This is a genomic window from Polyangium jinanense (genome assembly GCF_028435265.1).
Classification (GTDB): Bacteria; Myxococcota_A; Polyangia; order Polyangiales; family Polyangiaceae; genus Polyangium; species Polyangium jinanense.
Map to the genome: position 1 here is coordinate 1 of NZ_JAGTJK010000080.1, position 24,908 is coordinate 24,908.

Sequence of the window (24,908 nt, forward strand, 5' to 3'; positions counted from 1 at the left end):
GCCCGGGACTCGTGTTGGAATAACTGCGCGGTGCGATGTTCTACCACGGGCCGGTGGCAAGACCAGCGACAGCGTTGCCGGTCGCGGCGTTCTTGGTTGGCAGGGTCGCTCGTGGTCTTGCCTCGGCCTGTTCGATGAACTGCGCATTGCGCAGTTCATCGACCCCGGGTCCAGCGCTTGCGCTGGTCCAGGTCCAGGGGCGGAGAGCCCCTGGTGGGGCCTGGGGCAACGCCCCAGCGCAGCGGCTTATGATGAGGAGGTCCTACTTGGCCGCCTCGGCGTGGGCCCGGCGCTTCTCCAGCCGCTCGAGCACCGCGCGCACGATGAGCGGCCATGCGACGGTCGCGTCCGCGTATACCTCGGCGTAGCGGCCGCCTTCGTTCGGCGGGACGAACTTGCCCCAGCTCACGCCCTCCGAGTAGGTGCAGCCTGACAGCCCGCCCCAGTGCACGGGCTCGGGGCAGATGCGCACGCCGTACTGGAAGCGCGGGTGCTCTACTTCCACGCCGAGCCGGTGGCCTACGATGTCGTAGAACGGCCCGACCTGCTGCGCCCAGTTGCGCGGCACGCCGCCGCCGATCGTGAAGATGCCGAGCTTCTTCTTCGTCCCGATGAGCTTCGCGTAGCTCAGCAGATCGAGGAACGGGTTGTATGCTGGCGGGGCCGCGTGCTTGAACGGATCGAAGTTCGGGTCGTTCCCGTGCTGGGCGTGGATTTGCCGGAGCTTCCATACCGCCACGTCGAGGCCCATCTCGCTGTCCGTGAAGGCCGGGACGTAGACGGGCACGTTGTGCAGATAGGCGCTGCGCAGGATGCCTGGTGAGTCGCCCATCTCTGCGAGCGCCTTGCCGAGCTGGCGACAGATCATCTCGCTCGACCACGGCACGTTCGGGTCGAGCTTGTCGAGCTCTGCCCGGACGAACTCGTCGATCGTGTTGAGGTTCTTCTCCATCTCGAGCGTGTCGTAGACGCGGTTGTAGCCCTTCTGGAAGAGCACCTCGTCTGGCACGTTCGGGTTCGCCTTGTAGTGCGTGAGCCCCACAGCCTCGCTGAGCCCGTGCGCCATGAGCGCGCCTGTGGAGATGATCGCGTGGATCATCCCGGCTTCGATCATGCGGACGATGACGAGACCCATCTTCGCGACCGTCATCGCGCCGGAGAACGTCGCGACGATCAGGCACTCTGGATCGAGCGTCATCTCCGTCAGCACGTCACATGCCTCGCCGAGCGAGCGGCCGCTGAAGGCTGTGCGGCCCATGGCCGTGACGAGATCGTCGAAGCTCTTGATCTGCAGCGGATCCAGCGCCGTGATCGGTACGAGCTGGTCCTCGACGCCGTCGCTCAGGTCCCGGACGGCGCGCGGCGGCTCGTGGGGATGGTGGGGATGTCGATCAGACATGACGAACACCTTCGTTGGAGGACGGGCCTTCCGTACCACGGAGACCCAAAACCGGCCGGCCTTTCCTCATTTCCGATCTTCGAGCGTGCAGGAGAGCTTGAAGACCTGGTCCTTTGCGGGCAGACCGCGATCGCCGCCTTCGGCCTTCTTGCCCAGGAAATCCGCCCGCACGAACGTGATCGGGCCCTTCTTCGCGGGCACCGCGCCCTTGCCGGTCGTCGGCGGCGGAGGAGGCCGCACCGAGGCTCGATCCGGCGCGTAGAGCGTGGACACCTGCGCGATGCAGGCGTCGTTGCCCGCGAGGCGCACGTCGTAGAGCGCCGAGGCGAGCGAGCCGTTTGCCCCGTCCACCAGAGCCCGGGCATACCCGCGCGTCACGAAGAACCGCACGCCTGCCTTGGGCTTCGCCGCGCACGGCGCGAGCTTGCCGATCTGGTTGCGGATGTTCGGCACGGTCGCCCAGCCCTCGAGCGTCGGCGCGAGCGGCAGCGGCGCGGGGGCGCCCTTCTTCTCGGGCGGCGGGATCGGGAAGACCCGCATCGCGCTCCAGTCGTACGAGCTCAAAAGGACCGGGACGCCGTCCTTCGTCGGCTCGCCGAGCGTGCGCGAGCTCCGCGCCGCCACGTGACCGATGATCCGCGGCGCCTCGCCCGAGATCCACACGACGAGCGCCGTGTCGCGCATCCACGCGATCGGCTCGCCCTTGTCCGCGCCGAACACGACCTCGTTCGACGGCAAAAGGTCGAAGCCGACCTCGGCCGTCTCCACGCCGCCGCCGGCCTTCGTGCGGACGAGCACGTTCTTCGAGCTGCCCACGCGCAGCGTGAAGAGCGCCCGCGCGCCCGAGCCCGCCGCCGCGCGGAGCTCCGTGCCCCAGCCCGTACCCTTGGGCGGCGGGCCGCTCCATGAGCGCACCTTGCCGCCGAGCTCGGCTGCGTCGTGCCACGAGAGCGTCCACTTCGCCGGCTCCGAGCCGGGTTTGTCCGGTCCCTCTTCCTCCAGGAGCGCGATCACGTCCATGAGCCCGTTGCGCGCCGTGGGGGCCGCCCTCTGCGCCCTGCGCGTACCCTTGGGCGGCGCGCCCTTCTTGCCGAGGAGCTGCACGATGAAGCTCGAGCTCGTGAGCGGCGCCGTGGCCTGGACCGGGCCCTCGGTATTGCACGCGAGCACGCGCTCCGCGCCCGCGCCGTAGCTCGTCTCGGCGCGCGGGATCGTCACGTCGAACGGAGCCTCGGCGCGATCCTCGCGCGGCTCCTCGGTGCCCCAGCCGATCCGCACGTGCCGGTCGAGCATCATGCCGACCTCGGACGTGCTGAACACGGTGGGATCGTCGAGCAGGCCCGTCACGTCGGAGAGCGATGCGCGCACGCTCTCGGGCAGCGGCACGCTCTGCCACGTCCTGCCGCCGTCGCTCGACGCGCTGATCGCGTCGTCGCCGACCGCGATGCCGCGCCCGCCGCGGATACGCGCGCTCGACGCGCCCTGGATCCGGTGCGGCTTGCGCGCCTCCTTGCCCGAGCCCGTCGGCTGCGAGACCGCGTAGACGCCGTCGTCGTCGGCCATCACGAAGGAGAGCGTGTGCTCGTCGTCCTCCTCGATCGCGCTGATCACGCGGAGCTCGCCGATCGGCCGGAAATCGAGCGTGGCGATGCGCTCCTCCTTGCCGCCCTCGCCGAGCGCGGCGACGTAGACGCGCTTGTGCTCGGGGACGGGTTTGTCTTCGTGATCGCCCTCGCCCTCGCCCTCACGCGACCCCTCGCTCTCTTCCTCCTCCTCCTCGCGCGCCGCTTCCTCGTCGTCGCGGCGCTCGGACTCGGGCACGTCGCCCTCCCAGAGGTTGCGCACGAACGCGATGCGGCCGTCGGAGAGCGGGCCGGCGCCGCGCGGGAAGAGGTCGATCTCGCCGCGCATCGTCAGCCAGCGGCCGTCGGGCTGGCGCGCGCAGACTTCGCCGTCGTCGTCGGAGCTGCAGGGGCCGAGCAAAAGCACGCCGCCGCTCGGCGAGGTACGGAGCTCGGCCTCGCCGCTGCGGATGAGCGCGGGGCGCTCCGGCTTCAAGCTGCTGCCTTCGAGCGAGACGCGCATCACGCCGAACGGATCGTACCGATCGCCGCCCATGTCCTCGCTGAGCGAGCAGGCCATCCACGCGTTCTTGCCGGCGCGGCTCATGCCACAGGCGCCGAGCCCGTCGCCACGCGCGAACTCCGCGGCGGCCGTGACCATGCCGGTCTTCGTGTCGACGCGCGCGACCATGCCGTGGCTCGCCACGATCGCGCTGCCGTCGGGCAAGAACACGCCCGACGCGGCCGCGGCGGCCAGGGGATCGCGGTGCGTCGCGCGGATCCACTTCACGAGCGCCGGATCGTCGTCCTTGGGCGTGTGATCCGCGAGCCGCCCGAGACGCGCCTGCGCCACGTCGATCGGCGCGTCGCGACCCTCGTCGTACACGAACGCGCGGATCATGCCGTCCCGCACCGCGAGCTCGAACACGCGGAGCGCGTCGCCCTTCACGTCCTCGGTCACGCGCTTCCACGTCGCGCCCCCGTCGGCCGTGACCGCGAGCCCCACGCCGTCGAAGAGGCCCGCGCCTTCCTTGGCGTCGCGGAACGCGACCGAGCGCAGCGGCAGGGGCGGCAGCGTGGTCACGGGCTTGAGGCGCCCCGTCTCCACGTCGACGAAACGAGGCATGTCGGCGCCGAAGGTCCACACCGCGACGAGGCCCATGTACGCGCCGATCCCGCGGATGTCCTGCTCCGACTGGGCGAGGGGCTTCGGGGCGCCGAGCGGGTCGTCGAGCCGGTAGATCCCGCGATGACCCCGCGCCACGAGGCGCCGGCCGCCGTTCGGCATCGGGACCTCGACCACCTCTTCGAGCGGCTCGGGCGAGGGCGCGGTCTCGGCCTTCACGGAGCCGTCCTTGCCCACGATCGCGCGGCGCCCGCCGACGAGGACGAGCATGCCCGCGTCGAGCTTCGGACCCACCTCGGTCGCGCCGCCCGCGGACGCCCAGCGCGACGGCGGCAGGGGCGCCGGCGCGGCCACCATCAGGGGCGGCGTCGGCTTGGCGATGGGCTTGGGCGGGGGCGGCGGCGTGGACGAGCAGGCGGCGGCCGCGAGCGCGGCGAGCGCGACGAGCGAGGAACCGGCGCTCGTCCGGCGGAGCAGGGACCTCTTCATGAGGCGCGCACTCTATCGACTCGTGATCTTGAAATGAAGCGCTCTTTCGTTCGGCTCAAGCCCGCGCGATCCAGAGGACGAGCGCCCCGAGGACGATGCGGTAGAGGCCGAACGGCGCGAGGCCGAAGCGCGTGAGGTACCGCAGGAATGCAGCGATCACGAGCCACGCGACGACGAACGAGGCGGCGAGGCCCACGGCGAGCGAGAGCGGGCCGGAGGGGGACGCGAGGAGCGCCGCGCCGCCCTTGGCGAGGTCGTACACGGTCGCCGCGCCGAGCGTGGGGATGGCGAGCAGGAACGAGAAGTCGGCCGCGGCCTTGGTGCGGAGCCCGGCGAGCTGGCCGCCGACAATCGTGGTCATGGAGCGCGACGCCCCGGGCCAGAGCGCGAAGCACTGAAAGAGGCCGATCACCGCGGCGCGGCCGAGCGTGATGGAGCCGAGCTCCGCGTCGTCGTCCGCGCCCGCGTCCGCGGTTCTCCTGCGCCGCCAGGCGTCGACGCCGGTCATCACGATGCCGCCGACGATGAGCGCGAGCCCCACGGGCCCGGGGCCGAAGAGGCGCTCCTTGATGAAGCCGTGCAGCAGAAAGCCCACGAGCGCGGCCGGGAGGAAGGCCACGGCGAGCGCCGCGAGCAGGCGCAGGCTCGCGGGGTCTTTGCGCAGGCAGCCGCGGACGAGCGCGGCGAGGCGGGCGCGGTAATACACGACGACCGCGACCACGGCGCCGAGCTGGATCACCACGTCCAGTGTCTTTGCGACCTCGTCGTGTTTGCCGAGGAGGGCGCCGAGCAGGATGAGGTGTCCGGTCGACGAGACGGGCAGGAACTCGGTGAGGCCCTCGAGCGCGCCGAGGAGCAGGGCGTCGAGCCAGGTCATCCGGGGGTCAAGCCGCGGCGCCGCGTCGGGCTTCGAGGCTGGCCTGATCGGCGGCTGCCTGGGTGGTCGCGTAGCGGGCGAAGCGCTTCGTGCCGCCCATGAAGATGCGTCCCTGATCCTTCAGCGTCTTCAGCGCGGAGCCGACGGCTCCGCGGGTGAAGCCGGATTGCCGCTCGATCTCGCCGACGCTGAGGCCGTTGCCGTTGCCCACGATGCGGACGATGCGCTCGAGGGCCGCGGCGCGCTCCTCGGTCGTCGGGCGGGATGCGTGCCTGCGCTCGGAGACGGGGGCGCGGACCGTGGCGGGGGCGCGGCTCGGCGCGCGCTTCGTGCGGGAGGAGGCGGGCGCGGCGGGCGCCGAGGCCGGCGCGGACCTCACCGCCGTTGCCCGGGGAGCGGGGCGCGTCTGGGGCGCGCGCTCGATCCCCAGTCGACGGAGGATGAGCGCGCGGATCTGGTCGGCCAAATCGCGGGAGAACTTGCTGACGAGCTCTTCGAGCTCCGCGTCGAAGGGTTGCGCCATGGGACCCGACCGTAGCATGTTCGTGGTGATTTTCCGCGGGTTCCCGCGCGGGCGAAGCGTGCCTGGGTCGGTCAGGGCCGCGCGCGCTCCCGTCCGAGCCACGCGTACACGACGGGCAGCACGAGGAGCGTGAGCAACGTCGCCGTCAAGAGCCCGCCGATCACCACGGTCGCGAGGGGCCGCTGCACCTCGCTGCCGGGCGCCGTCGAGATCGCCATCGGCACGAACCCGAGTGACGCGACGAGGGCCGTCATGAGCACGGGACGCAGGCGCATCTCCGCGGCTTTCTCGATGGCCTCCGCGTGGCCCGCGCCTCTCTCCTCGAGGTGCCGCGCGAATGACACGAGGACGAGGCCGTTCAGCACGGCCACGCCGAACAGCGCGATGAACCCCACGCCGGCCGAGATCGAGAATGGGATCCCGCGGAGCCACAGGGCGAAGATGCCGCCGACGGTGGCGAACGGCACGCCGAGGAAAATCAACAACGCGGTCCGCGTGGAGCGGAACGCGAACCAGAGCAGGAACAGAATGAGCGCGAGCGCGAGTGGCACGACGATCAAAAGCCGCGCCTTCGCCTCCTCGTAATGCTCGAACTGTCCGCCCCAAACGGCGCGATAACCTGTCGGCAGCCGCGCGCCTCGCTCCACAGCTGCCTGCGCCTCCGCGACGACGGAGAGCAGGTCTCGACCTCGCACGTTGAACTCCACGGTCAGGCGCCGCGATTGATTCTCGCGGCTCACTTGCGCCGGCCCCGTGAGGAATTTCAGCTCGGCGACGTCTCCGAGCGGCACGATCTGCCCGCTGACCGATCGCAGGGGCAGCGCGCGCAGCGCGTCGAGCTCGCCCGTGAAGCCGTGACCGGTCTTCACCACGATTCCGAAGCGACGCTCTCCCTCCATCACTTCGCCCGTCGAGTGGCCGACGGCCATCGTCTCGACGATCTGGTTCACGTCGGCCACCGTCAGGCCATACCGCGCGAGTTTTCCGCGATCGGGAATGACCCGCAGGTACGAGAGGCCTGCAACCTGCTCCACCCGCACGTCCTCCGCGCCCGGGATTGCGCGGACGATCTCGGCGACGCGGTCTCCGTGGTCGCGGAGTTTGTCGAGGTCCGGCCCGTACAAAAGGACGGCCACGTCCGATCGCACGCCCGCCACGAGCTCGTTCGTGCGCATTTGAATGGGCTGCGAGACGCCGCCCGCCACCTCGGGCACCTTGTGCTCGACGGCTTCCGCGATCTCCTTGGCGATGTCCTCCTTGGCAATGCCAGGCCTCCACGTACCGCGTGGCTTGAGGCCCACATACACGTCGGATTGCTCGACACCCATCGGATCGGTCGCGAGTTCCGGCGCCCCGGTTCGGCTCACGACATATTCGACCTCCGGGACCTCTTTGATGGCTTTCTGCAACCGAAGATCCGTCGAGACCGACTCGCTGAGCGCGATCCCGGGCAAACGCCGCGCTTCCACGAGGAGATCTCCCTCGTCGAGCTGCGGCACGAACTCGGCGCCGACCCGCGTGAACACCGCGGCCGCCGCCGAAAGCGCGAGCACGCCGGCCGTCAAGGGGATCCATCGACGCCGCATCGCGCGCCGCAAAAGCGGAACGTAGAGCGCGTGTGCTTTCCGCAAGAGCCACGTCTCGTGCTCGACCTTCGCAGGGCGAATGAAATAACTCGCGAGCACGGGCACGAACGTGAGCGAGAGGAGAAATGCCCCGAGCAAGGCGCAGAGGACGGTGATCGCCATCGGATGGAACAGCTTTCCCTCGATCCCCGTGAGCGCCAGGATCGGCAGGTACACGATGGCGATGATCGCCTCGCCGAACACGCTGGCCGAGCGCACTTCGAGCGTGGCCTCGCGGACCGTATCCACCCGCTCCTCGACGGAAAGCACACGTCCGAGCTCCGATTGCCGATTCGCCAGACGCCGGACGGCGTTCTCCACGATGATCACGGCTCCGTCGACGATGAGCCCGAGATCGATCGCGCCGAGGCTCATCAGATTCCCCGACAAACCCGCCGCGTTCATGACGGTGATCGCGAAGAGCATCGACAGGGGGATGACCAGGGCCACGACGAGGCCCGCCCGGAGATCCCCGAGCAGGAAAAACAGGATGCCGATGACCAGGAGCGCGCCCTCGACGAGGTTCGTCGCCACGGTCCGGATCGTGCGATTCACGAGCACGGATCGGTCGTAGAATGGCTCGATCCGCGTGCCCTCGGGGAGCGACGGCCCGATCTCCGCGAGCCGCTGCTTGACGGCCTGCGTGACCGTGCGGGAGTTCTCGCCCATCAGCATCATGGCGACGCCGACGACCACCTCGCCCTCGCCATTCTTTGACGCCGCGCCCCTGCGCAGGCGCGGACCGAATTGCACGTCGGCCACGGTGTCCATCGTGACGGGCACGCCGTCCGACGTCGCGCCGATGACGACGCGGCGCAGATCATCGAGGTTTTTCACGAGCCCATCCGAGCCGATGACGAACTGCTCGCGGTTGTGCTCGATGTACCCGCCGCCCGCGTTGGCGTTCGACTTTTCGAGCGCCTCGATCACCTGCGCGACCGAGATCCCGGCCGCCTGGAGCCGCTTCGGGTCGAGGACGATCTGGTATTGTTTGTCCTCGCCGCCGAAGCTGTTCACCTCGACGATCCCCGGCACCGTGCGGAGCGCGGGCGCGATCTGCCAGTCGAGCAGCTCTTCGAGCTGCATCAACGTGAGTTTGTCGTTACGAACGGCGAACTGGTAGATCTCGCCGAGGCCGCTGCTGATGGGCCCCATCTCGGGCATGCCGTATTGTGCGGGGACGGCCTCCTGCGCCTCGCGCATGCGCTCGTTCACGAGCTGCCGCGCGAAGTAGATGTCCGTGCCGTCGCGGAAGACGACCGTCACCACGGACAAACCATACTTGGAGATCGAACGGATCTCGGTCGTGTTCGGGATGCCCGCCATGGCCCGCTCGACCGGGACCGAGACGTATTGCTCGACCTCGACCGGCGAGAGCGCGGGGGCCGTCGTGATCACCTGCACCTGCACGTTGGTGACGTCGGGAACGGCGTCGATCGGCAATTGGGTGGCGGAGCGAATGCCGAACAAGGCAAACAGGATCGTGGCGGCGACGACGACCGCGCGGTTCTTGAGCGACCACGCGACGATCGCAGAGAGGAAGGCCATCAATGGTGCCCCTCCTCGTCGATCGTGCCCTTCAGGACCGCGCTCTTCAGCGTGAATACGCCCTCGACGACGACCTCTTCGCCTTCGCCGAGGCCGGAGAGCACTTCGACCGTCCCGAGCGCAGAGTCCCCGAGCACGACGTCGTGCATCTCGAACGCCCCTTCCTCGGGGAGTTTTACGAAGACCACGGCTTTCTGGCCGATCTCGGTGACGGCCGATCGCGGCACGAGCAGGCGCGGCTCGCGGGCCTGGTCGCCCCCGGTCGCGACATAGGCCGTGCCGAAGAGTCCGATCCGCAGCATGTCGTCGCGGTTCTGGAGATGGATTCGCGCCGTCACGGTCCGCGCGACGGGATCGATTTGCTGGCCGATGTATTCGAGTGAGCCCGAGAAACGCGTGGTCGGGTAGGCATTGAGCTCTACCTCGGCCCCGGCCCCGACGCGCAGCCGCCCGAGGTCTTTTTCGAAGACGCGGCCCAGAAACCATACTTCGCGTAGATCCGCGATACTCCCGAGGACGTGCTCGGCGGTCACCGGCTGGCCGACGACGGCGTCGCGCGTGAGGATCGTGCCGTCGATCGGCGCCCGAAGCGTGAGCAAAAACGGTGCGCCTCGTTGGGCTCCCGCGCCCATGGCCATAAGCTGTTCGCCGAGCGCCGCGGCTTCGACCGAGAGCGCGCGGGCCTCGGCTTCCGCGTCGAGGACCGCTTGCTCCGAGGTGAGCCGTTTGTCCAGGAGCGCCTTCAACCGCGCCGCGTTCTCGCGCGCCGCTTTGGCCTTGGCCAGGGCCGCCGCTTGCGCGCCGCGCACCTTGCCGAGCTCGGGGACCCGCACCACCGCGAGGACGTCGCCTTTTTTGACGGTCGCGCCCTCCTTGAAATGCACTTCCTCGAGTTTTCCCTCCGCCGGCGAAGAAATGCGCGCCGAGCGATCCGGATCCGCGGCAATCGCGCCGGGCAGCGCGATCGTGATCGCCAACGTTCCCGTGCGGACGGGCGCCGTGCGAATGCGGGCGTCCGTGATCACCGCGGGCGACAACGTCACGCGTCGCGGGAGCTCCTCGTGCTCGCCGTGCTCGTCGTGCTCGCCTGCTTTCGCCGTGGGCGCCTCCTTCGCGTGCCCGTGCTTTTCGTGGTCCTCGTTCGCCGCGCGTTTTTCGCAGCCCGAAGCGCCAAACAGCAGCGAGAGTCCAAGAAAGAAGAAAAGTCCCTTTTTCATGGCGTCCCTCGTTCGAGCGGATAGCCGGAGGCCAGCGCGAGATCGACGGAGCCGAGCGCGAGGTTTTTCCGGGTCTCGAAGCCCGCGCGCAGCATCTCCAGGAGGGCTTGTTGCGACGTCATCGCCTCGCGGGTCCCGAGGCGACCGGCCTCGATCTCCTGCGCGATCGCGCGGAGGCTCTGCTCGGCGCGGCCCAGCCGCTCGGCGGTGTAGAGCTCGTTTTGCGCGCGCAGGGCAGCGTACGCCGAGAGCGCATGCGCGAGGTCGAGCCGGAGCGCGCGACGTGTTCGCTCGGCTTCGGTTTGAGCGCGCCGGGACAGCGCCTCGGATTCGGCAATCTCGCCGGCGTAGGTGCGGCCCACGGGCTGCGGCAGCGGGATCGGCATCGACAAACCCACGCCGAAGACGCGCTCGTTGAAGCCGTCGTTCTGCGCGAACACCGAGAGCGTCGGGTTCGGGATCCGGGCGCGCCGGTACATCGACGCCCGCGCCTCGTGGGCGCGCCCCGAGGCTTCGAGGGCCTGGACCTCGGGCCGCTCGTCGATGGCGTGCCCGTCTTGTTTCGCCGCGAACGCCTCGACCCCCGCGATAGGCACGAGCTCGCCCTCGATGGCCACCTCGCCGCGCGGATCGTGGCCCATCGCGTGGAGGAGCGTCGCTTTGGCCTGCTCTACGCGCCGCGCCGCGCCGATTCGATCCTGAACGACGCGTGCATGCGCCATCTCGGCCACGTCCGCGTCGATCCCGGAGACGAGGCCCTTGTCCGCCGCGGCGCGCGTCGCCGTCGCGACCTTCGTCGTGAGGGATTCGAGGAGCGAAAAGAGGCGCACCTCTTCGCGGGCCGCGAGTGCCTCGAAATAAGCTCGCCACGCCGCGGCGGCGACCTCGCGATCCGTCACGGCGACGGCCTTCTCCTGGGCTTCCCTCTCGGCATCGGCCGCGCGTTTTCTCGCCCCGCGTTGCCCTGCAATCTCGATCTCCTGCGAGATCGTGGCGTACCAGTTGAGGACGGGCCCCTGGCCGGCGGCTTCCCGCCGTGCGCCCGACAAGGCCAGCACGGGATTCGAGGGCAAGACGGGACTCGCGGCCTCTTGCCGGCCCTTCACGGCTTCGAGGCCCTGGCGCTCCGCCTTCGCGGTGAGGCTTCCTTCGAGCGCGCACGGAATCAGGTTGGTGCGGTTGATCGTCGTCGCACACACAGGCGCCCCCGCGTGTGCTTCCAAGGCATGACACAAATGGGCGGCCGCCACGGCGGCGACCGCGATGAAGCGTATCCGTTTCACGAGCCAAACTCCTCCGTCTCGCGCGCAAAACGGCGCGCGCGACGGTTCCCGGGAGAGGGCGGGCAGGCGGCGCGCCTCGAAAGGCAAACGCACGCCTCCGCCTCCGCGTTTACGGGTTCACGGAATCAGGCGCGGGGCTGTCTGGGAGGCCGGTAGACGGCCGCGGGGTCGGGCCTTGGGGGCGCGAACGCTTCGTACGGCGCGAGTGCGATCTCCGCGCCGCTCGGGAGCTCGAGCAGGAAGGGTGACGGGAGCAGCGGAAGCGCGCCCATCGGGTGCGTGCAGTGGCAGTCGGGGCAGCCCGGCGGGCACTCGCGCCCGTCTTTCTCGTTCGGGCAGTCGTCGTCCCGGTGGTCGCTCGCCTCGACGCCCTGGATGGCGGCCACGGCGTCCACGGCGAAATGTGGCAGCCCCGTCATCTGGAAGGCGGTGAGGGCCACGAACAGACGGACGACCACGAACAGGATCCGCAAGGCGCGGGATCCTCGGGGGGACCGTCGACGTCGGAGGGTGGCCGTTTTCACTCGCCTGCCCGACATTACTCCCTTGCGGGACCGGCTGCAACCGGGAGCTCGCTCGGTCGCGCTTTCACTTCGGCCCGTCGGACGCGCAGAAGCCGCCAATGCATTTCGCGTCCGGGTCGCAGCAATTCGCGACCGTCATGCAGGCCTCGCCGAGCTTCGAGCAGCCCTGCGCCTGGTCGGAACAAACGAGCGCGCCGGTCTGCGCGTCGGGCTTGCAGAAGCCGTCGCAGCAATCGAATCCGGCGTTGCAGCCCTCGCCGAGCTGCTTGCAGGGCGACTTCGCCCATTCGCCGCGCATGTTCTGGTTGTCGAGGCCCTGGCCGGGCAGCCAGAACGCCGGGTGGCTCGGATCCTGGCCGGCCACCGGGTTCGCGTCGATCGCCGTCACCCAGAGCTGCTTGCGCCGCGTGTTCGGGTTCGTGTCGGTGAGGGTGTTGCCGTACTTGCGCTCGGACACGATGACGAGCCAGAAATAGCCCCCCAGCGAGAACGGATTGAACGTCGGCTCGTAGTTCGCCGTCGTCTGCTCGGCCTCGATGTGGCCCACGCCGTTCGTGCTGTCGAGCGGGATGACCACCGAGCCGTCCGTGTTCGTCAGCCAGATCTCGGCCAGTGCGCCGCGCGAGCGTGCCATCGTCGAGCGCTCGAACGCGATCCATTTCGAGTCGGGGCTGAAGGTCGGGAACGTGACGGTGGGCCTGCCGGCGTCGTTCGTCACGATCTGCTTCGTATTCGAGAAGGACGGGACCGCGAGGTTCACGTCCGTCACCCAGAGTGTCGACTGGGTGAAATCGAGCCCATTGCCATCCGTGCGCATGCTGAAGGCGATCTTCTGCCCGTCGCCCGACCAGGCCGGGTGCGAGGGGAAACCGCCGCCCGGATTGAGCTGGGCGAGCTCGACGTCGCTGTTGTACGTGCTGAGCGAGAGGAAGCCCGTCGAATTGAAGGCAGCGTCGTTCCAGTGCCGCCAGAGCACGTGCGAGCCGTTCGGCGAGATGGCCTGGAAGCCGGACGAGGCATTCGTGTTGAAGAGCGACGTGCCCGTGGCCGTATCGAACGTGCCCCAGGGGCTGTAGCCGCCGTGGAACGAGGCCACGAGCCGCGTGCCGTCCTTCGAGACGCTGTGGCAGGCCACGCAGCCGATGCCCGGAGGCGGCGTGAGGAACGCTTCGGGCCCGAGATCGCCCGGCTTGATGCGCACGACGCTGCCCGTGTTGACCTCCCAGTAATAAATGGTGCCGGCGAGGTTTGCCGGGGCGATCTTCCAGCTCTGCGTCTTCGCGAGGTAGGCCTTCGTCCCGTCGAAGCGCGCGATGTCGACCTGCACGTCGCCGCTCGTGGAGTCGGTGAGCTTGCGCCAGATGTCGTCGGGCAGCTTGGGGAAATCGAAGCGCGAGGGCGGCGGCACCGCGCGCCAGGTCTCGTATTCGAAGGCGGGGCTCTTGACGTGAATGTGATAGATGTCGCTCGCGTTTCCGCCATTCCACTGGATCGTGGGCCCGAGCAGGCCGCGGGGGAAAACCGTCTTGTCGTACGGATACAGGAGCGTGAGGGCCGGATCCGGCTCGACGGCCGTGGGGAACTGGGCCTTGACGTTCGGATCGATCATCTGCGAATCGTCGAGGTAGCGGAGTTTTACGGTGGCCGTGGTCGAGCCTTTCACGCCGTCGGCCTCGAACGTCACGTTGCCCGTGCCGCCGAGCAGGCCGCTCGCGGTGAACGCGCCGTTCGCCGGGACGATGCTGCCGATGTCGCCGCGATCGTACGTCCACGAACCGATCACGTCGACCACGCTGCCCGTGCTCGTGATGCCGGTCGCCTTGTAGGTGATGGGCGGCGGGATTTGCCCATTGACGACCTCGATCACGAGGTCCTTCGGCGTGATGTCGATCGACACGAGCTGGCCCACGCCGCCGTCGCCGAATATGTCGCCGCCGAGGCCCTCGCCGCCGCTGCCCGCGCCGCCGGTGCCGCCCGATCCGCTGCTGCTCGCGGCGCCGGCGCCCTGGGTGGTTTCATTGCCCGATCCGCCGCAGGCAGCGAAGAAGGCGGCGGCGAGGGGGATCGCGATGGCGGCGAGGGTGAGGGGACGACGCATGCGGCAAGCTCCAGGCTCGGGGTAGAGGGGGAGATCCTACCCGAGGCGTGGGGCTCGCCGCATCTGGAAAGGTGAAGGAGTCGGGATTAGCCCTTCGCGCGGTTCCGGCGCCGGCCCGCGGCGAACAGCGCGCCCATCGCGAGGACCACGAGGGAGCCGGCATTTTCGGTGGAAGAGCCGGGCGTGTGGCAGCCGCAGCCGGGGTCACCACCGTCGCTGCCGCCCGCGCCGCCTGCGCCACCATTGCCGCCGGCTCCACCATTGCCGCCAGCGCCGCCATTGCCGCCCGCGCCACCATTGCTGCCAGCGCCACCATTGCCGCCCGCGCCGCCGGCTCCACCGCTGCCGCCGACCCCGCCTGCGCCCGCGCTGCCGCCTTCGCCGCCGGCCCCGCCGACGCCGGAGCCCGGCGTCACGCAGACGCCCGCGTCGCATGCGCCCGAGTCACAGTCCTCGTTCACGTCGCACGCCTCGCCCAGTGCCTGCGGCACCCGCAAGAGCCGCGCCTGCACCCGGCTCGCCGCGTAAGGCATTTCCCCGACGAACCGCGCGTACGTGACCAGCGTCTTGCCATTCCCTCGCGAGACGAGCGAGGGCGGGCCCTCCCCCGTGGGCTCGGACGAGACCGGGAACGTCTCGAGGATGGTGCCGTCCGTCGCCACCCGCGCCCCGACGAGATTCACGGGGTTCTCGGCCGACGCGTCCGACGGCGGTGACCGCCAGACGACCACGAAGTTCTTGCCGTCGTACGCGACGGCAGGGCAGGGGCCGTAATAATCGGTCACGAAGAAGGACGCGCAGGGCGAGTCGTATGGCAGGCCCGGCACGACGGCGAGCTCGAAGCCGCCGGGATCCAGTACCATTCCATTCGCGTCCACGCGCGCCGCGCGCAGGGTGGAGCCGGGGGGGCCCTGGAGGGTCGGCTCGGGCCAGACGAGGAGGTGCATCGTGTCGTTCGACGCGATCGCCGGCCGTCCGACGAGGATGCTCGGATCCGAGATCTGCAGGAAGCTCGGATCGAGGAGATTACCCATCGCGTCGAGCCGCGATGCCACGAGGTCATTGCCGTTCGACTTGTCCCGGAACGCCAGGAGGTAGCCGGCGCCGCCGTGCGAGACCGCGGTCTGGAGGCCGAACCAGTTATCGAAGATCTCGACGGCCATCGTCGGCGGCGCGGCGAGCGTCCCCGCCGTGTTCACGCGCGCGATCTGGACGCCGTCGAAATGGTCGTTCACGAGGAGCGTCTCCGCGCCGTTCGAAGCGATCGCGATGGGCTCGTTGCTTGACGTCCCGATCTCCCCCGGAAAGGCGGTGACGCCCAGCACCGTGCCCGCGGGGCTCACCCGCACGATCTCCGCGTCATAGCCCGGATCGCCTTCGAGCGGCAGGCTGCCGGTCCTCCACGCGGCGATCACGTGGTTCGTCCCGTCGAAGACGACCCGCGGGGCGAAATCCCAGCGCCCCCCGGCACGGATCGGGATCCCGCTCGGGTCGAGGAGGACGCCGGCGGGGCTCACGCGCGCGCCCCAGATGTCCAGGAAGGCGTTCGACGCATCGTAACTGCGGTGATCGGCCCAGACCACGAGGAAGTTCGTCCCGTCGAACGAGGCGGCGGGGGAGAATTGCGCATTGGCGCTTTTCGATAGCAAGATCCCCGGCGTATCGAGGGCGGCGCCGCCCGGCGCGAGGCGCGTGCCGGCCAGGAACGTATCCTGCGCGGCCTCGTCCGAGGTGCTGTCGTCCGAATACACCGCGAGCGACGGCGCGGGGGCCACGGTGATCGCGTGGCCCTGGCTGTTCGGGGCGAGCGCCACGGGCGTCGCGTCGAGCACCGCGGCCTGCGAATCGAGGCGCACGCGATACGTGCCCCAGCTCTGCTCGTGAATGCCCCGCGTGAAGAGCACCACCGCGTCCTGCCCGTCGGAGCCCACGTCGACATCGGTGAAATACGTATCCGGATCGGCCGTCTGCGTGACGACGACCCCTGCGGGATCGAGCACCGTGCCATTCGGGTCCACGCGGGCTGCGACCACCGATTGGGGATAGCCGACGCCGCGCCCCCAAACCACCATGTAGGCCCCGTCGAGGAAAGCGATCGCCGCGCCGTCGTCGCGGTCATCGCCCACGAGCTCTGGGCTCACGTGGAAGGGCGTGGTGTCGAGCTGGTTGCCCTGCGGATCGATGCGCTTGCCGAAGACCCTGCCGTCGTGCCAGACGATGAGCGAGCCCTGGCCATTCGAAGCGATGGCGGGCTTGTGCCCGCCCGCCGAGTAATTCACGACCTCGGTGGCCGTGAGCACGCCGTTCGGGTCGAGCAGCACGCCCGCCGGGGTCAAGCGGGCGCGGTATACGTCGGTGAAGACGTTGTTCGGGTGGTTGCGCGTGTCGTCCCAGACGAGCACGTAGTTCGTCCCGTCGAAGGCGACGTCCGGGTTCGACTCCGATCGGAGTCCCGCGCTGATCGTGATTTCGCCCCCGTCCACCTGGCCGGCGCTGGTCACGCGCGTGGCGTAGATGTTGTTCGAGGATTTGTACGTGACCAGGAAGTCCTGGCCGTCGGAGGCCACGGCCGGGGTGATGCCCTCCGCGATATGGATGCCGTACGCGTCGAGCGCCGTGCCGTCCGGCTGCACGCGCGTGGCATAGATGTTGTCGATGTACGAGCGTCGATCCCGCCAGGCCACGAGGTATTGCCCGCCGCCATACGCGATCGCCGGCTCCTCCTGCAGGCTGGCCGGCTGGACGACGAGCGGCGCATCCATTCCCACCTCGGGCGAAATGATCGGGTCGAGCACCGCGGGATACGCCGACGCATCGATTGCGCCCGCAGGCACGGTGAGCTCGATGGATCCGCTCGCGACCCGCGCGGGCACGTCGGTCTTCACTCCCCGCGCGTCGATCCAGGTGGCCTTGCCAAACCTCACGCCGAGGTTCGTCCCCGGATCCACGAAATGGTGGCCCGAGGAGGTCTCGCCGGAGGGCGCCATGCCCGAGACCTCGATCCGGACGACGAGATCCCCCGCGCCAGTCGGCCGCTCGCCGAAGGAGTACGAGAGCTCGACGCCGCCTTCCGCATTGCGCAGGTGCTCCTCCACCGCGCCCCGGGCGATGGAGAGGTGGCCGTCCGCGGCGACGCGCGGGCTCGGCGCGCCATCGAGGTGCGCCCCGCCACGCGTGATGTCCACCGTGCGGAATCGTGCTGCGGACGCCGAGCTGCGATCGTCGGGCCGGGGCGTGACGTCGAACGCGCCCGCGTGATACACGACCTCATAAGCCTGGCCGCCCCCCACGAAGTGGTCGCCGGAGGCCCGATAAGCGAGGCGCACGGCGCGGACGATGGAGTCGAGGTCCACGGGGGCGGAGGCGCGCGCGGGCGCGGTGGGCGGTGACGCGGAGGCGGGCGGGCCCGAGCTACAAGCCGGGAGCGCGCCGAGGAGTCCACCGAGCGCGAGGGCGCCGAGGATGCGGGCGACGCCAGATTTCATATCGATGGCAGATCGTGTCGGGAATGCGGCAAGATACGGTTGCATACGTTCCTCCGATGTGCCTCGCCGATACGGCGGGGCGGAAAGAGCGAGCACCCCAGCATCGCCGTTGATCGTTTGGAGGCCAATCTTTTGGCGAACTGCGGCACGAAAACGACCGACCGCCCCTGACGCGTGGTGTCGGAGCGTGTGCGGAGGTGGATGTGTGCGCGGAGGTGGGGGGCGCGCGGAAGCGGGGCAGGGAGGCCGCGCCGCCGGATACCGCGCGAAATGCATTCGCTCGTCTTTTATTGCACGCTCACTTCATTCGTGCCTCGACCGCGCGCCCCGGCGTCCAGGACAAACGGTCCCAGGCAGGGAGGAGACCTGGACCGGCATGAACCGAGCATCGGTGTCAAAACGAGAGCCGAAAGGATCCCTTCTCTGTGTGGCTCAAGTTACATTTTTTCGGAAGAGCAAATTTGCTGTAAACGGATACATAAGAAACTTTTTTCACGCTTGGATGGAACCGCGGGGACCGTCATGCCGACTCATCTGCGATGAACCGATCCCCCACCCTCTTCATCTTGCTAGCCGCCTTTTCGGTGGTGGGGTGCCACCACGAACATCAAGAACCCCTGGAGCAAGGTAAGTTTCTCGTGACGAGTCCTCTTCGGAAGGACACCGAGCTCACCAGGGACTACGTCGCACAAATCCGCGCGATCCAGCACATCGAGCTGCGTGCCCTCGAAAAGGGCTACCTGCAAGGGACCTTCATTGACGAAGGCCATCAGGTCGCGAAGGGCGCGAAGATGTTTCAAATCATGCCCATGATTTACCAGGCCGAGGTGCAGAAGGCCAACGCGGAAGCGCAACTCTCGGAGATCGAGCTCAAAAATACGAAACTCCTCGCCGACAAGAACGTCGTGTCCCCCAACGAACTCGCCCTGGCCAAGGCGAAATTCAGCAAGGCGAAGGCCGAAGTGGCACTCGCGGCGACGCACAAATCGATGACCGAGATACGGGCGCCGTTCGACGGCCTCGTGGGGCGCTTTCAGGTGCGGATGGGCAGCCTGGTCGACGAGGGGGACCTGCTCACGACGCTCTCCGACAACAGCAAGGTCTGGGTGTACTTCAACGTCAGCGAGGTGGAGTACCTCAAATACGAATCTCAGCCGGGAGATCAGAAGACCACCACGGTGAAACTCCAGATGGCGGATGGCGAACTCTTCGATCAACCCGGCACGGTGGAAACGATCGAGGCCGATTTCAACAACGAGACCGGCAATCTCGCGTTCAGGGCCACGTTTCCCAATCCCAAGGGGCTGCTGAGGCACGGCGAGACGGGGAAGATCTTGATGGAGGTGCCGCTCAAGAACGCCTTGCTCATTCCGCAGAAGGCGACCTTCGACGTGCTGGACAAGAAGTTCGTCTTCGTCATCGACGAAAAGAACGTCGTCCACTCGCGCCCCATCACCATCGCCGCGGAGATGCCGCATGTCTTCGCGGTCGCGAGCGGCCTCGAAGAACACGACAAGATCCTCGTGGAAGGCCTGCGCAAGGTCAGGGACGGCGCCAAGATCGAGGTCGATTACAAGGAACCTTCCGACGTGTTCGCGCATTTGGAGGTGCCTGCGGAATGAGCATGACTTCCAAGTTCATCCATCGCCCGGTCATGGCGATGGTCCTGTCGATCGTGCTCGTGTTCCTGGGCATACTCGCCATGCGATCGCGCCCGGTCTCGCAGTTTCCCGAGATCTCGCCGCCTCGTGTCATGGTCTCGCTCACGTTCCCGGGAGCGAGCGCGGACGTCCTGGTCCAGTCCTCGATCATCACCCTGGAGCGCGCCATCAATGGCGTTCCGGGCATGATGTACATGATCTCCGACTCCACGAGCGCCGGCGAGGCGACGATCCAGGTCGTATTCAAGCTGGACGCCGACCCGAACGAGGCCGTCGTCAACGTCAAAAACCGGATCGATCAGGTCATCAGCCGACTTCCGACGCTCGTTCAGCTGGAAGGCGTCGTCATGAATCGCGTGCAGCCCAGCATGCTCATGTACGTGAACCTCTATAGCGAGGAGAAGACGGCCGATGAAAAGTTTCTCTACAACTTTGCCAATGCGAACCTCCTCCCCGAGCTGAGCCGGGTCGACGGGATCGCGCAGACCCGAATCCTCGGCTCACGGCAGTATGCCATGCGCGTCTGGCTCAATCCGGACAAGATGCGGGCGTACAACGTCTCGACCGAGGACGTGATGAAGGCGATCAGCGAGCAAAGCGTGATCGGGTCGCCAGGACGTCTCGGGCAGGCCACCGGCGTGAAGGCGCAGTCGCTCGAATACGTTCTCGTCTACGAGGGCAGGTTCAACAAGCCCGAGCAATACGAGAAGATCATCATCCGGGCGAATGAAAACGGCGAACAGCTCCGCCTCAAAGACATTGCGAGGGTCGAGCTCGGGAGCGAGTTTTTCGATATCTATTCCAATCTCGACGGTCACCCTTCCGCAGCGATCGTGCTGAAGCAGACCTACGGGAGCAATGCGAGCGAGGTCATCGAAAACGTCAAGGAGAAGCTTGCGGAGCTCAAGAAGACCTCGTTCCCTGCCGGGATGAACTACGAGATCAACTATGACGTCTCGAGCTTCCTCGATGCGTCGATGGAGAAGGTCCTCCACACGCTCGCCGAGGCTTTCATCCTCGTATCGCTCGTCGTGTTCGTCTTCCTCGGTGATTGGCGCTCGACGCTGATCCCGACCTTGGCCGTTCCCGTCTCGCTCATCGGCGCCTTCGTCTTCATGCAGATGTTCGGGATCAGCATCAACCTGATCACGCTCTTCGCGCTCGTCCTCGCGATCGGCGTCGTCGTCGACGACGCGATCGTCGTTGTCGAGGCGGTCCACGTGAAGATGGCAGAGGAGGGTTTGTCGCCGTACAGCGCCGTCAAGAAGGTCCTCGGCGAGATCAGTGGCGCCGTCATCGCGATCACCCTGATGATGACCGCGGTCTTCGTGCCCGTGGCCTTCATGACCGGACCGGTGGGCATCTTCTACCGTCAATTCGCGATCACGATGGCCTCATCCATCGTGCTCTCCGGCATCGTCGCGCTGACCCTGACGCCCGTCCTCTGCGCGATGATCCTGAAAAATACGCACGGTCATCCGAAGAAGCGGACGTCGATTGGCATCTTCCTCGATGCGTTCAATCGCACCTTCGATGCCGGGACCAACGTCTACGTCCGCTTCCTCCGGAAGGTGGTCCATCGAAGGGTCGTCACCTTTGGCATCCTGTTCGCTTTCGGCTTTGGTGTCCTGCAGCTCAGCCGGGTCCTTCCTGCCGGATTCGTGCCCAACGAGGACCAGGGGCAGATCTACGCGATCATCCAGACGCCCCCGGGCACGACCCTCGAGCGAACGAATGACGTCTCGCGAGAGCTGCAGGTCATTGCAAAGAGCGTGGACGGCGTCGCCTCGGTCTCCTCCCTCGCCGGCTACGAGATCCTGACCGAGGGACGCGGCTCGAACGCGGGCACCTGCCTCATCAACCTCAAGCCGTGGTCCGAGCGCACGCGCACCGTCACCCAGATCATCGAAGAGCTGGAGCAGAAGGCGAAGGACATCGGCGCGATCGTCGAATTCTTCGAGCCGCCGGCCGTCCCGGGCTACGGCGCCGCGAGCGGCTTCTCGCTCCGCCTCTTGGACAAGAACAACGAGACGGATTACCAGGATTTCGATCGTGTCCAGAAAGAATTCATGGATAACCTCGGAAAGCGGAAGGAGCTGACCGGGCTATTCAGCTTCTTCGCAGCGAACTATCCGCAGTACGAGCTGGAGATCGACAACGAGCTGGCGATGCAAAAGGGCGTCTCGATCAAGAACGCCATGGATAACCTCAACATCCTCATCGGCAGCACCTACGAGCAGGGCTTCATCCGCTTCGGCAACTTCTTCAAGGTGTACACCCAGGCGGCGCCGGAATACCGGCGATTCCCCTCGGACGTCATGAGCTTGTACGTCAAGAACGACAAGGGAGAGATGGTGCCGTACTCGGCGTTCATGAAGCTGAAGAAGACGCAGGGACCAAACGAGATCACGCGGTTCAACATGTACAACTCCGCGGCGATCCGCGGCGGCCCGGCAAAGGGGTACACGAGCGGAGATGCGATTGCGGCCGTCCGTGAGGTCGCCGCGAAGACGTTGCCACGCGGCTACGACATCGCGTGGGAAGGCCTCTCCTACGACGAGGCGAAGCGTGGGAACGAGGCCGTCTACATCTTCCTGGTCGTTCTCGCATTCCTGTACCTGGTGCTCGCTGCCCAATACGAGAGCTTCCTCCTCCCGCTCGCGGTCATCTGCTCGTTACCCGTCGGCGTGTTTGGCTCCTTCCTGATGCTGAAGCTCCTCGGCCTGGCGAACGATATTTACGCTCAAGTTGGGCTCGTCATGCTGGTGGGCCTCCTCGGCAAGAACGCAGTCCTCATCGTCGAGTTTGCCGTCCAGGCACACCACAAGGGAGCGTCGGTGATGGAGGCGGCCATTCAGGGAGCGAAGGCACGCTTCCGCCCCATCTTGATGACATCCTTTGCCTTCATCGCGGGCCTGATTCCCCTCGTCATCGCGACGGGGCCGGGCGCCATCGGCAACCGCACCATCGGCGCGTCGGCGCTCGGTGGAATGCTCTTCGGCACCGTATTCGGCGTGGTCATCGTGCCGGGTCTCTACTTCATCTTCGGGACACTCGCGGAACGTAGGAGTCTGATCCAGGCCGAAGAAGACGAACCCTTGACCGAGAATGTGAGCCACTATGTCTAGGAAAGGGTTGTCACCGTCGGTCGCCACGCTGGCGTGCATCTGCTTCTTCGCGACGGGCTGCATCCCTTCTCTGGAAGGAAACGAGCCCAGGGAGCCGAGCAAGGCGATTCCGCAGAGCTTCGGGCGTTCGAGCAACACCTCGAACGCATCGCCTCCGCCCGCGAGAGCGACGCAGACGGTGTGGCGTGAATTCTTCGACGACGCCGAGCTCCGGGCGCTCATCGAAACGGCGCTCAAGAAAAACCAGGAGCTGAACATCCAGCTGCAAGAGATCATCATCGCCCGCAATGAAGTGTCGGCGAGGCAAGGCGATTACCTCCCGAAGGTCGGCGTCGGGGCTGGTGTCGGCGTCGAAAGAGTGGGAAAAAACACGAGCCAGGGCGTCAGCGACGAAAGCCACGGATTGCCGCAGAATCTGGGGGACTTCACGTTCGGACTATGGGGCTCGTGGGAGGTCGACGTCTGGGGGAAACTGCGGAACGCCACGAAATCGGCCGACCTCCGCTACCTCGCGACCATCGAAGGCCGGAATTTCATGGTGACGCAGATCGTCGCCGAAATCGCCAGATCTTATTTCGAGCTGGTCGCCATCGACAGCCAACTCGACGTCATGAAACGGAACGTCGAAATCCTGGGGGACGCGCTGGAGATCATCAAGCTCGAGAAGCAGGCTGCCCGGGTAACGGAGCTCGCGGTTCAGAGGTTCGAAGCAGAGGTGTTGAAGAACAAGAGCCGCCTCTACGGCCTCGAGCAGGAGAAAATTCAGACCGAGAACAGGATCAACTTCCTGGTCGGTCGCTACCCGCAGACCGTGAGCCGAAACGTTCAGAAGCTCAAGGATCCTCTGCCGAAGGTGACGTCGGGACTTCCTTCCGATCTGCTGAAGAACCGCCCGGACATCAGGCAAGCCGAGCTGGAGCTTTCGGCCACGAAGCTGGACGTGAAGGTGGCGAAGGTGGAGTTCTACCCTTCGCTCAGTATCGATGCCGCGGTCGGTTACAGGTCCTTCAACGCCAAGCACCTCGTCGTGACGCCGGACTCGATCATCTACAACCTGGCGGGGAATCTTGCGGCGCCGCTCCTGAACCGACAAGCGATCGAGGCCCAGTATCGCTCGGCGAACGCCCGGCAGCTTCAGGCGGTGTTCAACTACGAGAGGACGCTCCTGCAAGCGTTCACCGACGTCGTGAATCAACTGGCGCGGATCGAAAACCTTGAAAAAGTTTATGAGCTCCAGTCGCAGCAGGTGGAGGCACTCACCCGGTCGAGTGAAGTTTCCACGGTTCTTTTTCAATCTGCTCGAGCTGACTATATGGAAGTCCTGCTGACCCGGCGGGATTCTCTGGACGCGCAAATGGAGCTGATCGAGACGAGGAAGCGGCAATGGCTGGCCGTGGTCAATCTCTACCAAGCACTCGGAGGTGGGTGGCGCTCCGGTTCCTAGAGCGCCGATCCCTTCAACGGCCCCGGTCCTTCGGCGACGACGTGATTGCGCAGCGTACCGACTCGCTCGACCTGGACTTCGAACACGTCTCCCGGCTTCATGAAAACCGGAGGGTTGCGCACGAAGCCGACGCCCCCGGGCGTGCCAGTCGCAATCATGTCGCCGACCTCGAGCGTCATCACTTCGGACAGGATCGCGATTGCGTCGGCGACGCCGAAGATCATGTCCGAGGTGTTCGCCTCCTGCATGATCGTTCCGTTGAGAATGCCGCGAAGCACGAGGCCCTTTGCGCCCGCAGGCAGCTCGTCGGCGGTGACGAGCTCGGGACCGAGCGCGCCGGTAGCATCGACGTTTTTTCCGATCGTCCACTGGTGCGTGCGCATTTGATAGTCGCGAATCGAGCCGTCGTTCAGCAAGGTATACCCGGCGACGTGCTCGAGCGCCTGCTCGCGAGAAACCTTGCGGCAGGTCTTTCCGATCACGACGCCGAGCTCGGCCTCGTAATCGAAGTGCGTCGAGACCGACGGCAGCACGAGCGGCTCCCCATGACCGACGAGGCTCGTCGGATAACGCCCGAAGACGACCGGGTACTCCGGCGCACGGTGAGCGCTCTCCGCCGCGTGATCGACATAGTTGAGCCCGAGGCAGAGCAGCTTGCCCGGCGCCGGGATGACCGGACGAAACCGGACCTCGTCGTCGCGGAGGAGCGAGCTCACCGCCGTTCGCTCGACGACGTCCGCAAGCTGCTGCGCGTCGTAGGCGGGCGACTGGAGGAGCGCGCCCACGTCGGTCGGCAGTCCCGGGATGGCAGCATTCACGTTTACGATCCCGTCCGCGCGGCGTACACCGATGAAGGGTTTTTCGTTTGCGGAGAGCGACGACAGCTTCAAGGTCTACCTCCAGGAGCATCGAACCGTTC

The 24,908-nt window shown here is 67.1% G+C and carries 14 protein-coding genes; 3 read left to right on the forward strand and 11 right to left on the reverse strand.

What is annotated here, in order from left to right; all coding sequences use genetic code 11:
* Positions 1-262 precede the first annotated feature (262 nt).
* From KEG38_RS50875 to KEG38_RS50920, 10 genes are all read right to left on the reverse strand, one after another.
* On the reverse strand, positions 263-1,399 hold the full coding sequence (locus KEG38_RS50875; protein ID WP_272428173.1) for a deoxyhypusine synthase family protein: 1,137 nt from the start codon (positions 1,397-1,399) through the stop codon (positions 263-265).
* Positions 1,400-1,465: 66 nt separating this feature from the next.
* Positions 1,466-4,576: a hypothetical protein gene (locus tag KEG38_RS50880; protein ID WP_272428174.1), complete on the reverse strand. Its 3,111-nt coding sequence runs from the start codon at positions 4,574-4,576 to the stop codon at positions 1,466-1,468.
* A 55-nt stretch (positions 4,577-4,631) separates the two neighbouring features.
* Positions 4,632-5,453, reverse strand: coding sequence for an undecaprenyl-diphosphate phosphatase (locus KEG38_RS50885; RefSeq protein WP_272428175.1), 822 nt, complete (start codon positions 5,451-5,453; stop codon positions 4,632-4,634).
* A 7-nt stretch (positions 5,454-5,460) separates the two neighbouring features.
* On the reverse strand, positions 5,461-5,976 hold the full coding sequence (locus tag KEG38_RS50890) for a hypothetical protein (protein WP_272428176.1): 516 nt from the start codon (positions 5,974-5,976) through the stop codon (positions 5,461-5,463).
* A gap of 71 nt (positions 5,977-6,047) precedes the next feature.
* Positions 6,048-9,149, reverse strand: coding sequence for an efflux RND transporter permease subunit (locus KEG38_RS50895; protein ID WP_272428177.1), 3,102 nt, complete (start codon positions 9,147-9,149; stop codon positions 6,048-6,050).
* Positions 9,149-10,366: an efflux RND transporter periplasmic adaptor subunit gene (locus KEG38_RS50900; protein ID WP_272428178.1), complete on the reverse strand. Its 1,218-nt coding sequence runs from the start codon at positions 10,364-10,366 to the stop codon at positions 9,149-9,151. The genes KEG38_RS50895 and KEG38_RS50900 overlap by 1 nt, the downstream gene beginning before the upstream one ends.
* Positions 10,363-11,649, reverse strand: coding sequence for a TolC family protein (locus KEG38_RS50905; RefSeq protein ID WP_272428179.1), 1,287 nt, complete (start codon positions 11,647-11,649; stop codon positions 10,363-10,365). Before KEG38_RS50905 ends, KEG38_RS50900 begins: the two co-directional genes overlap by 4 nt.
* A 125-nt stretch (positions 11,650-11,774) precedes the next feature.
* Positions 11,775-12,122: a hypothetical protein gene (locus KEG38_RS50910; protein WP_272428180.1), complete on the reverse strand. Its 348-nt coding sequence runs from the start codon at positions 12,120-12,122 to the stop codon at positions 11,775-11,777.
* 115 nt (positions 12,123-12,237) lie between these two features.
* Positions 12,238-14,271, reverse strand: coding sequence for a TolB-like translocation protein (locus KEG38_RS50915; RefSeq protein ID WP_272428181.1), 2,034 nt, complete (start codon positions 14,269-14,271; stop codon positions 12,238-12,240).
* An 86-nt stretch (positions 14,272-14,357) separates the two neighbouring features.
* Positions 14,358-17,756: an MYXO-CTERM sorting domain-containing protein gene (locus KEG38_RS50920; RefSeq protein WP_272428182.1), complete on the reverse strand. Its 3,399-nt coding sequence runs from the start codon at positions 17,754-17,756 to the stop codon at positions 14,358-14,360.
* Positions 17,757-18,394: 638 nt separating this feature from the next.
* On the opposite strand from KEG38_RS50920, the gene KEG38_RS50925 reads away from it, so the two are divergent.
* The 3 genes from KEG38_RS50925 to KEG38_RS50935 are packed head-to-tail and all read left to right on the forward strand — an operon-like array spanning position 18,395 to position 23,989.
* Positions 18,395-19,378, forward strand: coding sequence for an efflux RND transporter periplasmic adaptor subunit (locus tag KEG38_RS50925; RefSeq protein WP_272428183.1), 984 nt, complete (start codon positions 18,395-18,397; stop codon positions 19,376-19,378).
* The gene (locus KEG38_RS50930; RefSeq protein WP_272428184.1) at positions 19,375-22,545 is read left to right on the forward strand and encodes an efflux RND transporter permease subunit; all 3,171 of its coding nucleotides are present in this window, start codon (positions 19,375-19,377) and stop codon (positions 22,543-22,545) included. Before KEG38_RS50925 ends, KEG38_RS50930 begins: the two co-directional genes overlap by 4 nt.
* 7 nt (positions 22,546-22,552) lie before the next feature.
* Complete coding sequence (locus tag KEG38_RS50935) at positions 22,553-23,989, forward strand: TolC family protein (RefSeq protein ID WP_272428185.1); 1,437 nt, start codon at positions 22,553-22,555, stop codon at positions 23,987-23,989.
* On the opposite strand, the gene KEG38_RS50940 is transcribed toward KEG38_RS50935, so the two are convergent.
* The gene (locus tag KEG38_RS50940; protein WP_272428186.1) at positions 23,986-24,879 is read right to left on the reverse strand and encodes a fumarylacetoacetate hydrolase family protein; all 894 of its coding nucleotides are present in this window, start codon (positions 24,877-24,879) and stop codon (positions 23,986-23,988) included. The genes KEG38_RS50935 and KEG38_RS50940 overlap by 4 nt on opposite strands.
* Between the last annotated feature and the right edge of the window lie 29 nt (positions 24,880-24,908).